Here is a 13,229-nt window from a genome sequence, read left to right as displayed (position 1 = left end):
TTTCAGTGAAGCCGGTAAATCCGGCTTTTTTTCTGCCTTCCGCATACTTACCGTCGGTAACCCCAAACGACGGAGACTGACATGCAACCGGAACTGCTGGCGCTGTGTTTTTCCCTGCCAGAACCCATCCCTGAGCTGACACCTGCTCAACTGCCGGAATGGCTTGAACTCGTCCCTGCGGGTGAGTTCACCGGGCGCGATGGCCGGACGTGGATTAACCGCAATCCGCATGAGGTGGTCACCCGCTCGTCCGACATCAAAATTCCGGTGGACATTGAACACGCCACCGAAATTAAAGGGCAACGCGGTGATGAAGCCCCGGCGTATGGCTGGGTGGAAGAACTGCGCGTGACGGACAGCGGCACCATTGAAGGCCGTGTTGTCTGGAGCGAGTACGCCCGGTGGATGCTGAGCGAACGCCGTTACCGCTATTACAGCCCGGCGTTTTTCTTTGACGCGGAGGGTGTGGTGACGCGCCTGTCCAGCGTCGGGCTGACCAACAAACCTAACCTGGACTTTCCTGCACTGAATACGGAGAAAAACCCGATGACAGTACCTGTGCAAATCACCGGCCTGCTTGGGCTGGCTGAATCTGCCACGGTGGACGATACCGTGGCTGCCATTAAACAACTTCAGGAGAACGAACAGGTGGCGCTGAACCGCGCACAGACACCTGACCTGACGAAGTTTGTACCGGTGGAAACCCACAATCTGGCACTGAACCGTGCCGAAACCGCAGAACAACGCCTTCAGCAACTGGAGGAGAAGGAAGCAGAAGCGCTTGTGGATGCGGCCATCGAAGCCGGAAAAGTGGCCCCGGCAAACCGTGACATGTTCCTTGCCACCTGCCGCACGGAAGAAGGCCGCAAACAGTTTGCGGAATACACCAAAGGTGCACAGCCGCTGGTGAACAACGACAAGCCCAGCCAGGGCAAGGATAAACCCGCGCAGACACTGACCGACGCCGAACTGGCGATGTGCCGCAGCATGGGTATTACCGGGGAAGAGTTCCTCGCCGCTAAACCGAAACAGGAGAATAACTGATGGGAGCAGTCACTTCCGAAGTCCTTCACGCGCTGACCACCTGTCTGAGCGCCGCTTATACCCGTGGGCTGAGTGGTGTCACCCCACAGTGGCAGCGCATCGCCTCTGAAATCCCGAGTTCGTCCGCCTCCAATACCTACGGCTGGATGAAAGATTTACCGGAGATTAAGGAATGGGTCAGCGCCCGTCAGATGGCAACGCTGGACGGTTATGGTTACACCCTTGCGAACAAAACCTGGGAAAGTTCGATCCGCGTTAAACGCGAACACATTGAAGACGATCAGATTGGTCAGTACAGCATTATCGCTGAACGCTATGGCCGCCAGACGTCGGAGTTCCCGGACAAGCTGTGTTACCCCCTGCTGTGTGCCGGGTTTAACACCCTGTGTTTTGACGGTCAGAACTTCTTTGATGAAGACCACCCGCTGGGCGACGGCACATACAGCAACGTTGTCGGCACCCCGGCATCAGACCAGGGGGAACCGTGGTTTCTGATTGATGATTCTCAGGTACTGAAACCCATCATCTGGCAGACGCGACGCGCCTTTAAGTTTGAAGCCCTGGATGATCTGAACAGCGAGCACACCTTCAAGAATAACGAGTTCCTTTACGGGGTGGACGGTCGCTGCAATGCGGGCTTCGGCTTCTGGCAGACCGCCGTCGGTTCCCGTGCGGCACTGACAGCGGAGAACTACGAGAAGGCCAGCAATCTGCTGCTGGGTATGAAGGCCACCAACGGTGAACCGCTGGGCATCCGCCCGACCACCCTTGTGGTGGGGCCGAAAAACCGTGCAGCCGCGAAGCGCATCATTGACGCCATGCTGGTTAACGGCGGCGATTCCAACATCTGGTACAAGGATGTGGACATCGTGGTCAGTCCGTTCATCACCACCCCGGCATAACCCGTCATCCGTAATCTGTTGTAACCCGCAGTTAAAAGGCGCTGTGAATGCCCTTTTAACTGCCTTTTAAAAGGCAGAGTCATGAGTGAAAAAGCAGGAACCAAAGGCGCGAAAGCCGCAAAGAACAGCGCAGCACAGGAAAACCCGGCACCGCTGGCAGACGTTATTGTGGCTGACGGTCAGGCGAATGAACCACGTCCGGCTGAAGACCCGGTTACTGTACAGGGTGACGCCCCTGTCCGGCTGAACGTCCGGGCCGTGTCTGAAAACGGGTTCTGGCGCTGTGGCCGTTTCTGGTCACATGCCGGTGAGGATGTGGCGGTGACCGCTGCGGTTGCCACCCGCCTGATGGCAGAGCCGAATCTGATTGTCCGGGAAGCGGAGAAAGGCTGATGGGGTATATCACGCAGGAAGACCTGTTACGCGCGGACGGCAATCTTGTCTGGAACATGGCGATTAACCGGGAAACCAACGAACTGGATGAAGACAAAATCCGTCAGGCCATCAGTGATGCCGAAGCGGAAATTGATTCGTTTCTGTCCCGCCGCTACCAGCTGCCGCTGGGGGTGACGGAAATCCCGCGCCCGCTGCAACGCGTGGCGGTATCGCTGGCGTTTTACTGGCTATCAGAGCGTGACAATCAAATCACGGAGCTGATCCAGAAACGCTACGACGACGCCATTAAAACCCTGCGTGAGATGGCGAACGGCACCCGTGACCTGGGTCTGCCAACGTATGCCACCCCGGCAGAAACCGACCACGGGAAAATCATTGTGGTGGGTGCCAATGCCCGGCTGTTCACCCGTAACAACCTGAAAGGGGTGCTGTGATGGGGATTTCTGTACAGGTCAGCGGTGACCAGCGTCTGGAGGATATCCGCCGCGCCGTTGAAAAGCTGGCAGATGGTTCATTGCAGGCAGAGCTGCTGGAGAGCATCGGTGCGGTGGTGGAATCACAGACCCGCCGCCGCATCATCGATGAGAAAACCAGTCCGGGTGGCGAACGCTGGCCAGACTGGTCTGACGGGTACAAAAAGACCCGCCACGGCAACCAGAGTCTGCTGCGCGGTGAAGGCCATCTGCTGGAGAGTATCCAGTACATCGTGGAAAACCGCGTGGTGCGTATCGGTTCACCGCTGGATTATGCCCGCATCATGAATGACGGCTTTTCCGGCAGTGTGCCGGTCAGCGCCCACAAACGGCTTATCTCGCAGTGTTTCGGGCGGGCGCTGAAATATCCGGTCTGGCAGACCGTCGGCGCACATAACCGCATGATGAACATTCCGCAACGAGAATTTCTGGGGCTGTCTTCTGCCAACCAGCAGGAGCTGCAACAGGTTATCAGTCATTTCTGGAAGGAGGTTCTGCCATGACAGAACAACGCCCTGAACTGCGCACACCGGGGAGCACCGTTGCGGCCGCAGAGCGCATTGTGGCCTGGCTGAAAACAGCACTTCAGGGGAAAACCCCTGACCGGGCCGACGTGGTGGAGCGTCACATCGGCCAGTTCAACAGCCCGGAAGAAGTGAAGCGCTATCTGTCCGGTCGTACCGGCTGTATCCGAATAGCTGCCCTGCGTGTCCGGGATATCAACCCGCGCGGCGGACTGTCCGGTCTGGTCACCTGGGTGGCTTACATCATGGCGACGGATTCGTGGGGGTATTCCCGCGACGTGCGCTGTGAAGTGCTGGCCGGAAAGGTGATCAAACGCCTGTTGTCGTCGGATGCCACCGGGGGCATGGGGGCTGAACGCCTGGCTGCTGATGTGCGGGCAGACAACATTTACTCCGCCAGCCTCGACGGGCTGGGCGTCACCATGTGGGCGGTGACGTGGGAGCAGGAATTTCAGCTGGATGAAGAGATTGATCTCGCCGCGCTCCCGGACTTCCTGCGCCTCGGGGCAACGCTGCGTAGCGGTGAATACACTGAAATTAACGACGTGATCCATGTACGGGGTGACGATGGAACAGAAACTGATTAAGCCAGCGCGGGAAAACGTCCGTGTCCGTAAACCGGATGGCGCGCATTTATCTCCGGAAGGGGAACGTCTCGACGTCTGCGCTTACTGGCTGCGCCGTGAAGCCGAGGGAGATGTGGAAATAACCACACTTACGAAAAATAACAACAAAACCAGAGGGAAAAAATAATGTCGCTGGGTTCAATTCCTGATGATATCCGCGTCCCGCTTGTCTGGATCGATATCGACAATTCACAGGCGCTGGATGGTGCATCCGCGCAAAGCCGAAAAATTCTGGTCATGGGCCATGCGGTATCGTCCGGCAGCGCAGACGCCCTGTCACTGACCCGCATCACCAGTGACAGCCAGGCAGACCAGCTTTATGGCAAAGGGTCGATGCTGGCTGAAATGCTCAAAATGCTGCGTCGTGCCAACACGTACACGGAAACCTGGGCAATGCCGGTTGCCGCGCCAGAAGGCGCTGCCGCAAAAGCCACGCTGACCGTGCTGGGTACAGCGACTGAGGCCGGAACGATGGCGCTGCTGATTAACGGTGTCTCCGTTCAGGTGAGCGTGAGCGCCGGGGACACGAAGGAAAACATTGCAAAAGCCATTGCTGATGCGGTGACGAAAAAGCCTGCCACGCAGGTGGCCGCTGCGGTGAAGGATGATGCCACGGATACCGTGGAGCTGACCATGAACTGGCACGGCGTCACCGGCAACGGTGCCGACGTTCGCCTGAACTACTACACCGGAGAAGCCTTCCCGGCAGGTGTGAAGGTGACAGCCACCGCGTTTACCGGCGGCACCGGGACACCGGAAATGGCGGGTGCCGTTGCGGCCATCGGCCCGGAGTGGTTTACCGATATCATCGCCCCGTTCACCGACACGAAAAGCCTGAACACCCTGCGTGATGAACTGCTGAACCGCTGGGGGCCGCTCAAGATGATGGAAGCGCAGCTGTGGACGGCGTTTCGTGGCACACACGGGGAAACCGGTACGTTTGGTGAAACCCGCAATGACTGGCTGATTAGCTGTATCGGCACCAACCTGTCACCGCACCCGGCGTGGATGTGGGCCGCGTCATACGGCGCAACGGCAGCGTATTACCTCGCCATTGACCCGGCACGTCCGCTTCAGACGCTGGTTCTGACCGGCATTCTGCCGCCTGCGCGTAATGTTCGCTGGGATATGCCGGAACGTAACCTGCTGCTGCATGACGGCATTGCCACACACATGGTGGACGCCGGTGATAACGTCTGCATCGAGCGAGAAATCACCATGTACCGGGTTAACCAGTACGGTGATGCGGATGTGTCGTACCTGGATGTGCAGTCACCAGCCACGCTGGGCCGTATCCGTTACATCATCAAGAACCGTTTCACGAACCGTTATCCGCGCCACAAGCTGGCGGATGATGACGTGCTGGACTCGCTGGATGCGGGGCAGCCGGTGATGACGCCGAAGCTGTGCACCGCAGAGCTGCTGGATATCTGCCAGACCGAACTTCTCCCGGCGGGCCTTGTGGAGAACTTCAGCGATTACAAGGACACGCTTCAGGTGACACGCGACAGCAGCGATAAAAACCGCCTGAACTTTATCTGCCACCCGAATCTGGTGAACCAGCTGCGTGTGCTGGCAGGCCTGATTCAGTTCAAACTTTAAGGGGGCCGCATGGCAAAAATTCTTGGCATGGCGACCATTCGCGTGAATGGCCGCGAAATTAAAACCGAGGGGAAATCCACGCTGAACCCGGGCGGCTTCAGCCGCACCCAGCATATGGGCGGCGGCAAGGTCTGGGGCATCTCCAGCAAGATGGCCTCGCCGTCCATCAAGGTGACCATTGCAGCGGCAGCGGATATGGACGTGATTGAAATCAGCAGCTGGGAAGATGTCACGGTGATGTTCTACGGCGACAACGGCCTGAACTACATGATGACGGGTTCCGCCACGGATAACCCGGCGGAGCTGGACGAGGATTCCGGCACCATCAGTGCCAACTTTATCGGTGAAAAATGCGTGAAGGTGTGACATGGCTGAAATGGAATTTGAACTGAAACACGGGCTTCTGACCGGCAAAGGCACGGCAGATGAAACCCTGCATAAAACCGTGAAGCTGCGCGAACTGACTGCCAGTGATGTGATTGATGCGCAACTGGCCGCAGAACGCGTCGTCATGGGCGGGAACGGAAAGGCGGTGGCCTACTGCTCAGAAGTGCTGATGGGGCTGGAGATGATGCGCCGTCAGGTTGCGGCCATCGGCAGCATTCCCGGCCCACTGGACATGAAACAGCTGCGAATGCTCCACCCGGCAGACCTTGAGCTTATCAGCACGAAAGCTGCTGCGCTGGATGAGATGCTTGAGGAGGTGGCAACGCGGGGGCGAACTGATGCCGCTGGCGGCGGCACTGATGAACCTGCTGGTTAACCTGTCCCAGAGATTCAGTATTCAGTACCTGGAACAGCTGCCCTTGCGGCAGCTGTTCCGCCTGATAAAGCAACTGGAGAAACAGCATGGCAACAGGTAACCGTCTCAGCACGGAAATCATGATCAACCTTGCCGGGAACCTGACCGCCAAAGCCCGGCAATACGGCGCAAATATGTCGCAGTTCGCCCGGAATAACCAGAAGGCCATGCGCCTTGTCAAAGCCACAACGGAGGCTGCCGGGCGCAGTCTGGATGCGCTGGGTAACCGCTACACGGCGGTCATAGCCGGGCTTGGGGGCAGCGTGACAGTAAAAGGCGTTGCGGATTTTGATGCCCAGATGCGGCGTATGGGGACCAACGCAAAACTGACCGAAGAGCAGGTCAGCGAGCTGAGAACTGCGATCAGGGATGTGTCAAATCAGCAGGATATCCGTATTGATGCATCAGCCCTCGGCGAAGGGGTTGATGCCCTGCTGGGGAAAACCGGTGATTATCAGTATGTGATGGATAACCTGCGCAACATGGGGGTGTTCATGCAGGCGTTCGGCGTTGACGGTCAGGTTGCCGCCGGACTGATGGCCCAGTTCTGGGAAAAAAACGTCCGGGGCGCTGATGCGGTCAGTAACATGATGGACAGGCTGTATTCGCAGTTCGCAGTGGGGTCTGTAAGCGTTGCCGATGTTGCCCGCGCTGCCCCGAAACTGTTTTCCATCATTCAGGATCAGGGACCGGAAGCCATTGCCCAGATGGGGGCATTTGCTCAGGTGTTCGCCAAAAACAAAGGCAGCATTGATGAGACGGTAACCAGTATTCAGGCCATGTATGCTTCCCTGTCGGACAAAAAGAACATTGAGTTCCTGAAAAAAAACGGCATTGACGTTTTTGTCAAAGGCACAAAAGACATCAAAAAGCCCTATGAACTGATGATGGAAATCCTTAAACGGGCCAGATACGACCCGCTGAAACTTCAGGATGTGTTTGATCAGACCGGGATGCAGGGAATTAAGGCGCTGCTTAACCCTGAAAACCGGCAACTGATGGAACAAATGATTTACGGCACGATTGAGCTGGGTTCCACGCAAAAGGCCGCACAGACCAATGCCGAAGGCTTTAATGCTGCGATGCAATCACTGAATAACGAATGGCAACGTTTTGCTGAAGGACAACTGGCAAAGCCCGTTCAGGACCTGGCGGATGCGCTCAACAGCGTGGACCAGAACACTGTCCAGAACTGGTTGCAGGTCGGTAAATATATGGCGATCGCGCTGGGTGGCATTATCGCCATCAGAAAGACGTATCAGTTCGGTAAAACCATCCACGACATCATGAATCCCAAAGGGAAAGGCAAAGGGATACCTGGTGGCATTACGGATGTTTTCGGCTCCGGTGTGATGCCGGTTTATGTGGTTAATATGGGCAGTGGCGGGATGAATGGTAATACCGGCGGTCTGCCGGATACACCGGATCCATCGCGCAATCCCCGTAACCCTCGCAATCCACGAGGTCCGGGTAACCGTGGAGGAAAGGCAGGTAAAGGCGCTGGCATCATTGCCGGTGCTCTGGAGTTTTACGATTTTCTGACCACGCAATACGCCCTGCCGGGTGAGGTTGACAGCCTTACAAAATCCGTTGCCGGTGATACCAGTGCCAGCCTGTGGGAGCGTGAGTTCGCGCAACAGAGTCAGGACAATCAGAAAGCGCTCGAGTCCGTCTGGCGTAAGGTAACGGACTGGTTCAACTCGCTGGGTGACAAGAACATTGCCGACCCGCGACCGTGGGCAGGTATGCAACCCACACAGAATTATCCTTTCCTTCCGCAGCAATTGCAGGGGGAAATCCGCGTGGTGGTGGAAGGTGACGCCCGCGTGAAAAGTGTCAGAGTGGATCAACCCGGCGTCAGACTCAGTGCGCAGGCTGGCGTCACCAGTGTGGAGCAGGGTTAATGACAATGAGTAACGGCAAATGGGACGGGCTGCGCGATGCCTCGTTTCGCGGTGTCCCCTTCTTTCTGGTGGATACGGAAGGCACCGGTGGCCGCAGGGCTATTCCCCGCGCGTATCCCCGGCGTGAAACCGCCTGGACTGATGATAACGGGGCCGTTCCCGGTCAACAGCAGATTAACGCAAAGCTGCTGGGTAAAAACTTCCAGGATGATTTAAACGCCCTTTTAGACGCGCTCAATACCCCCGGCCCCGGCGAGCTTATCCACCCGTGGTTCGGGATACAGACCGTACAGGTTGGCAAGGTCACCCATCGCCTCAGCACGGAGGAAGACGGCATTGCGTATGTCACTTTTGAAGTGTTTGAGGCAGGCGAGCGCCTGTTCCCGTCTGCGGCGGATAACACGCAGCAGGAAGTGCTGACGGGCATTGATGCGGTGAAAGCCGCCATTGACGATGGCGACTGGTTCGGCGCACTCGACGGGTTGGGTGAGATGGCCGACAGCTTTCTGGCCGATATGGAAAACCTTGTGGCTAACCTGCCCACGTTACCGGCAGCACTGAATCAGTGGATGGACAGGCTGAACCATTTTAAGGAGATGGCCGGAACCATCATTGCCACACCGGGGCGTCTGGTCAGTGAGCTGTTCTCGTTCATCGACGGCGTGGTTGATCTGGTGACGGAACCACCCGAAGCACTGGCGGTTTACACGACATTACGCAACCAGTGGGCCGGAGAACGTGCCCGACAGGTTGCCACCGGCGCACTGCCGGAAGATATCACCGTGAAGCCCGGCAGCGTGGCAGACGGTGAAATAGGCTTTGCTATCGGGCTGTCACCGGATTATCAGCCGGTATCTGACAGCCTGCAGAAGAACATTGACGACTTCCGCCAGGTGGTTGTGCTGGAAACCCTGCTGGGACAGGCAAATGCCGTGGCCTCGATGACGTTCGATACCAGTGATGCGGCATTATCTGCCGGTGACACGCTGGCGGCTGAACTGCATGAGCAGGCGGTGGCGGGGTGGAAAATAACCAGCGGGCATTGTGGCGAACGCTGCGCGATTTACGGCAGGCCGTGATTACGGATGCCCGCGAGCGTGCCGCCCGTCTGCCGGAAACCCGGCAGGTGACGCTGACCACAACCACATCTGCCGCATTGCTGGCATGGCGCGAGCATGGTGACACCAGCCGACGGGATGAAATCGTGCAGCGTAACCGCCTGCGCCATCCGTCATTCATACTGCCAACGCAACCTGTGGAGATTACCGACTGATGGAATCCGTGATTCTTACCGTTGACGGCAAATTGTGGGAAGGCTGGACGGAAATGTCCGTCAGTCGTTCCCTGAAGGCGATTGCCGGTGAGTTTGATCTCAGTGTGACAACCCGCTGGTCAGCGGCGGCACCGCGCGTGATTCGTGAGGGGCAACCCTGCACGGTCAGGCTGGGCGCGGATACCGTGCTGACGGGGTATATTGATGATTTTATCCCCAGCTATGACGCAGATAACGTGGAGATCCGCGTCATGGGGCGCGACAAAACCGGTGACCTGGTGGACTGCTCTGTGGTGCATTCATCCGGGAAATGGAAAGGCGTGCGGCTTGAACAGGTGGCGGCTGATGTCTGCCGCCCGTTCGGGATAACCGTCATCACGGAAACCCCGACCGGGGAGGCGTTTGCGTCCGTTGTTCTGGAACAGGGTGAAACGGGCTTTGAACTGCTCGACCGGCTGGCAAAACAGCGCGGCGTTCTGCTGACGTCTGACGGCGCAGGTAACCTGATTATCACCCGCGCCTCTTCCGTTCGCGCGGGTGTGTCACTGGTGCTGGGGAAAAATATCCTCGCTGCCCGTGGGCGCTTCAGCTGGCGGGAGCGTAACAGCCAGTACATCATCAAGGGCACCACCAGTGCCGGTGGCAAACTGTGGGACAGCCAGCCTGCCTCGATGGTGGGTGGTCGCCAGTACATCACCGAAGACCCGGAAATTAACCGTTACCGCCCGCGCATTCTGGTCAATGAAGACAGCCTGACCGTGGGCGGGGCCAGCATTCGCGGGGAATGGTACAAAGCCCGGATGCTGGGGGAATCCCGCACGACGGAAATCACGGTGGCAGGCTGGCGCGAACAGGGCGACAGCGGCCCGCTGTGGCAGACCAACCGCCTTGTCGATATCGACGACAGCATTCAGAACCTGAAAACCACCTGGCTGATATCCGGGGTGACCTGGACGGATGGCGCACAGGGGCGGATGACGGTTCTGGCGCTGGTTCCGCCTGAATCACTGGATATGCCGGAAATGAAAGCGAAGACGAAGAAAACAAAGGCGGTGGCCACATGGGATTAAACGCCATTGCCCGCCGTCTGCGGCTGCTGGTTGATCGTGCCGTTGTCCGCATGGTGTCTGACAGTCTGGAGCGGCAGAATCTGCAAATCCAGACGCTGGCAGATGCTACTGACGACGACGTGGAACGCTTCCAGAACTACGGGTTTACTTCCGTTCCGCCGGAAGGTTCTGAAGCCATTGTGCTGGCCGTTGGCGGACGGCGTGACGGGCTGGTTGCCATCGCGGTGGAGGACAAGCGATGTCGCCCGAAAGGACTGTCCCCCGGCGATGTCCGGCTTTATCACCGGGACGGCAAATCACACATCACCCTGAAGGAAAACGGCGTCATTGAAATCACAGGAGAACAATTAAACGTTTCAGGGAAAACGGTAAATCTCACCGCCGACGAATTGCTGAATATTATCGGTAAACAAATGAAATTCGTCGGTCCCTGTGAATTTACTGAAGATGTCAGAATCAACGGTAAATCATTCATCGAACACATTCATAAGGACGGCGACAATGAGAATACATCACCGCCCGTATGACGACAGGAATCCGCTGGAATAACATGCTCTCACGGGGTGACATCACCGTCACCCATAACGGCCTCTCACTGGATGAGGGGCTGGTCACTCAGGTTCTTATCTGCCTTTTCACCGATGCCCGTGCTGATGACGATGATGTCATTCCTGACGGCTCTGGCGACCCGCGCGGCTGGCCGGGCGACACGTACAGCGATTTTTCGTGGGGTTCCCGCCTGTGGCTGCTTGAGCGTGAAAAGCTGACGGAAGATGTCCGCCTGCGCGTGGAAGATTACGCGCGGCTGTCCATGCAACCGCTGCTGCGGGCCGGTTACGCCCGTAACGCCACCGTCACGGCCAGAATCATCGTCCCTGACCGTATTGCCTTTCAGGTGGTGTTAACCCGCCCGGACAAAACCACGCTCACAATCGAAATCACCCGCCGATGGGAGGCCACCATTAATGCCGTATGAAATCCCCACGCTGGGCAAACTGATTGCCGACGGCGAAAAAGATATTGCGTATGAACTCGGTCTGCAAAAGCTGCCGCCTGTCAGTGTTGAGCAGGCGCTGAACGTGTCATTCAGCAGTCAGGTCCGGGATTTATACGACCACCAGAGCTGGATTAAGGACCAGATAATTCCGTCCACTACGTCTGATGATGAAACCATTATCAAAACAGCAACGTATGAAGGGGTTATCCGCAAGCAGGCCACCTTTGCCAGCGGGCCGGTGACCTTCACCAGTCAGTCCCCCATTCCGGCAGAAACCCGGATGCAGTCCGACACGAATCAGGTGTATCAGGTACTCACATCCGGCGAGGTACAGGACGGCGAGGTCACCGTCATCGTGCAGGCTGAAGAAGCCGGTGTGGCGGGCAATCTTGCTGCCGGTGCCGTGCTCACTCTGTTGTCCCCGCTACCCGGAACGGGCAGCACCGGCGCGGTGACTGAAAGTGGCATCACCGGTGGCGCAGATATTGAATCCATCGCAGAGCTGCTGGACCGTCTGCTGTATGTGCGCCGCAATCCCCCGGTGGGCGGTGCACTACATGATTACGTCATCTGGGCGCGTGAAGTGCCGGGCGTCAGCCGCGCGTGGGCATGGGATGCGTGGCACGGCCCCGGCACGGTCGGGCTGGCATGGCTTTATGATGACCGTGAAGACATTATCCCCACACGGGACGACCTGAAGACAATGGAGCAGTATCTGTTCTGCCACAAACACCCGGCCACCGGCGTGATGGTGGGTAAACCGGGCGGCATCGAGGTCTGGCCGGTGCAGGTCAGGCTGAAGAAGCTCGACCTGTCCATCCGTCTGACACCGGACAGCCAGGCGAACAGGAACGCCGTCCGGGCAAACCTGACCGCATTACAGAAAACGCTGGCCCCCGGTCAGATGCTGCCGGTGTCCTCGCTGCGCACGGCCATCGGTATGACGTCCGGCATTACGGATTACTTTCTCAACATCGGGGAAGACACCACCAGTGATGTGGATGAGCTTATCACCATCGGGGAGGTGACATGGCTCACAGCGTGACGGAATGGCTGACCGCACTGCAACAGGTCATGCCACGGGGTAAGGCATGGCCGCGTGATAACGACGCGGATTTAAACCGTTTTTTAAGAGCGCTTGCAGAGCGTCTGACCCGCGTTGAATACGACGCCTCGCGTCTGCATGTGGAGATGCGACCGGAAACCACGCTCCAGCTGTTGCCGGAGTGGGAGCAATATCTGGCGCTGCCGGAATGCGGAATTGCCGCCACCACAACGGAAGCCCGCCGCCGGGCCGTGGTGGAGAAATACCGCCGCAAAGGCGGGCTGGCAACCTGGCAGATTGAAGCCGCTGCGGCGGCGCTGGGCTTCACCATTAAGGTGACGGCCGTTCTGCCGCACCACTGCCTGCGTGACTGCATGTACCCGCTGCATCCGGCACGGTATCGCTGGCTGCTGAAAGTTGAAGTCCCGGATAAAGATGCCGGGCGGTTTACCTGTATTGATGACGTCATGACGCCATTAATCAGCGAACGGACCCGCGAGCTGGAATGCCTGCTGAAGCATTACCGGCTGGCGGGCACGGAATATGAATATTATTACACCGGAGAATAATT

Annotated in this window: 18 protein-coding genes; all 18 read left to right on the top strand. The window is 57.8% G+C overall.

Translation table 11 applies throughout. The annotated features are described in order from the left end of the window. Nucleotides 1-81 precede the first annotated feature (81 nt). Nucleotides 82-1,044, top strand: coding sequence for a phage protease (locus tag ESM_RS0118890; protein ID WP_001182210.1), 963 nt, complete (start codon nucleotides 82-84; stop codon nucleotides 1,042-1,044). Next, nucleotides 1,044-1,946, top strand: coding sequence for a Mu-like prophage major head subunit gpT family protein (locus ESM_RS0118885; protein WP_000501477.1), 903 nt, complete (start codon nucleotides 1,044-1,046; stop codon nucleotides 1,944-1,946). The genes ESM_RS0118890 and ESM_RS0118885 overlap by 1 nt, the downstream gene beginning before the upstream one ends. A gap of 81 nt (nucleotides 1,947-2,027) precedes the next feature. Further along, nucleotides 2,028-2,339, top strand: coding sequence for a hypothetical protein (locus tag ESM_RS0118880; protein WP_001290368.1), 312 nt, complete (start codon nucleotides 2,028-2,030; stop codon nucleotides 2,337-2,339). After that, nucleotides 2,339-2,776 (top strand): gp436 family protein, encoded by a 438-nt coding sequence (locus ESM_RS0118875; protein WP_000540583.1) that lies wholly within the window; start codon nucleotides 2,339-2,341, stop codon nucleotides 2,774-2,776. Before ESM_RS0118880 ends, ESM_RS0118875 begins: the two co-directional genes overlap by 1 nt. Continuing rightward, entirely contained in the window at nucleotides 2,776-3,318 is a 543-nt protein-coding gene (locus tag ESM_RS0118870) for a phage virion morphogenesis protein (RefSeq protein WP_000513058.1), read from the top strand. The genes ESM_RS0118875 and ESM_RS0118870 overlap by 1 nt, the downstream gene beginning before the upstream one ends. Then, nucleotides 3,315-3,926 (top strand): hypothetical protein, encoded by a 612-nt coding sequence (locus ESM_RS0118865; RefSeq protein WP_000139652.1) that lies wholly within the window; start codon nucleotides 3,315-3,317, stop codon nucleotides 3,924-3,926. The genes ESM_RS0118870 and ESM_RS0118865 overlap by 4 nt, the downstream gene beginning before the upstream one ends. Next, on the top strand, nucleotides 3,907-4,092 hold the full coding sequence (locus tag ESM_RS0118860; RefSeq protein WP_000435845.1) for a DUF2635 domain-containing protein: 186 nt from the start codon (nucleotides 3,907-3,909) through the stop codon (nucleotides 4,090-4,092). Before ESM_RS0118865 ends, ESM_RS0118860 begins: the two co-directional genes overlap by 20 nt. Further along, nucleotides 4,092-5,567 carry a phage tail sheath subtilisin-like domain-containing protein gene (locus ESM_RS0118855; protein ID WP_000052046.1) on the top strand — a complete coding sequence of 492 codons (1,476 nt, stop codon included), beginning with the start codon at nucleotides 4,092-4,094 and terminating at the stop codon, nucleotides 5,565-5,567. Before ESM_RS0118860 ends, ESM_RS0118855 begins: the two co-directional genes overlap by 1 nt. A 9-nt stretch (nucleotides 5,568-5,576) precedes the next feature. Further along, the gene (locus ESM_RS0118850; protein WP_001062748.1) at nucleotides 5,577-5,933 is read left to right on the top strand and encodes a phage tail tube protein; all 357 of its coding nucleotides are present in this window, start codon (nucleotides 5,577-5,579) and stop codon (nucleotides 5,931-5,933) included. A gap of 1 nt (nucleotide 5,934) precedes the next feature. Beyond that, nucleotides 5,935-6,330: a phage tail assembly protein gene (locus ESM_RS0118845; protein ID WP_000829451.1), complete on the top strand. Its 396-nt coding sequence runs from the start codon at nucleotides 5,935-5,937 to the stop codon at nucleotides 6,328-6,330. Nucleotides 6,331-6,416: 86 nt separating this feature from the next. Next, a complete protein-coding gene (locus ESM_RS0118835) occupies nucleotides 6,417-8,273 on the top strand; it encodes a hypothetical protein (protein WP_000190547.1) in 1,857 nt (618 codons plus the stop codon). Further along, complete coding sequence (locus ESM_RS01000000125325; RefSeq protein ID WP_237708215.1) at nucleotides 8,273-9,352, top strand: DNA circularization protein; 1,080 nt, start codon at nucleotides 8,273-8,275, stop codon at nucleotides 9,350-9,352. Before ESM_RS0118835 ends, ESM_RS01000000125325 begins: the two co-directional genes overlap by 1 nt. Beyond that, a complete protein-coding gene (locus tag ESM_RS1000000129180) occupies nucleotides 9,295-9,546 on the top strand; it encodes a hypothetical protein (RefSeq protein ID WP_237708214.1) in 252 nt (83 codons plus the stop codon). Before ESM_RS01000000125325 ends, ESM_RS1000000129180 begins: the two co-directional genes overlap by 58 nt. Beyond that, nucleotides 9,546-10,616 (top strand): phage baseplate assembly protein, encoded by a 1,071-nt coding sequence (locus ESM_RS0118825; RefSeq protein ID WP_000446555.1) that lies wholly within the window; start codon nucleotides 9,546-9,548, stop codon nucleotides 10,614-10,616. Before ESM_RS1000000129180 ends, ESM_RS0118825 begins: the two co-directional genes overlap by 1 nt. Beyond that, nucleotides 10,607-11,143, top strand: coding sequence for a phage baseplate assembly protein V (locus ESM_RS0118820; protein WP_000523890.1), 537 nt, complete (start codon nucleotides 10,607-10,609; stop codon nucleotides 11,141-11,143). Before ESM_RS0118825 ends, ESM_RS0118820 begins: the two co-directional genes overlap by 10 nt. Beyond that, entirely contained in the window at nucleotides 11,140-11,592 is a 453-nt protein-coding gene (locus ESM_RS0118815; RefSeq protein ID WP_000206926.1) for a phage GP46 family protein, read from the top strand. Before ESM_RS0118820 ends, ESM_RS0118815 begins: the two co-directional genes overlap by 4 nt. Further along, nucleotides 11,582-12,658 (top strand): baseplate J/gp47 family protein, encoded by a 1,077-nt coding sequence (locus ESM_RS0118810; RefSeq protein WP_001146188.1) that lies wholly within the window; start codon nucleotides 11,582-11,584, stop codon nucleotides 12,656-12,658. Before ESM_RS0118815 ends, ESM_RS0118810 begins: the two co-directional genes overlap by 11 nt. Beyond that, nucleotides 12,643-13,227, top strand: a complete 585-nt coding sequence (locus ESM_RS0118805) for a YmfQ family protein (protein WP_000951402.1) — start codon at nucleotides 12,643-12,645, stop codon at nucleotides 13,225-13,227. The genes ESM_RS0118810 and ESM_RS0118805 overlap by 16 nt, the downstream gene beginning before the upstream one ends. Nucleotides 13,228-13,229 lie beyond the last annotated feature (2 nt).

Origin of the sequence: Escherichia sp. TW09308 (assembly GCF_000208565.1) — a bacterium.
GTDB classification, from domain to species: Bacteria; Pseudomonadota; Gammaproteobacteria; order Enterobacterales; family Enterobacteriaceae; genus Escherichia; species Escherichia marmotae.
This window is presented reverse-complemented; position numbering and strand designations above follow the sequence as displayed.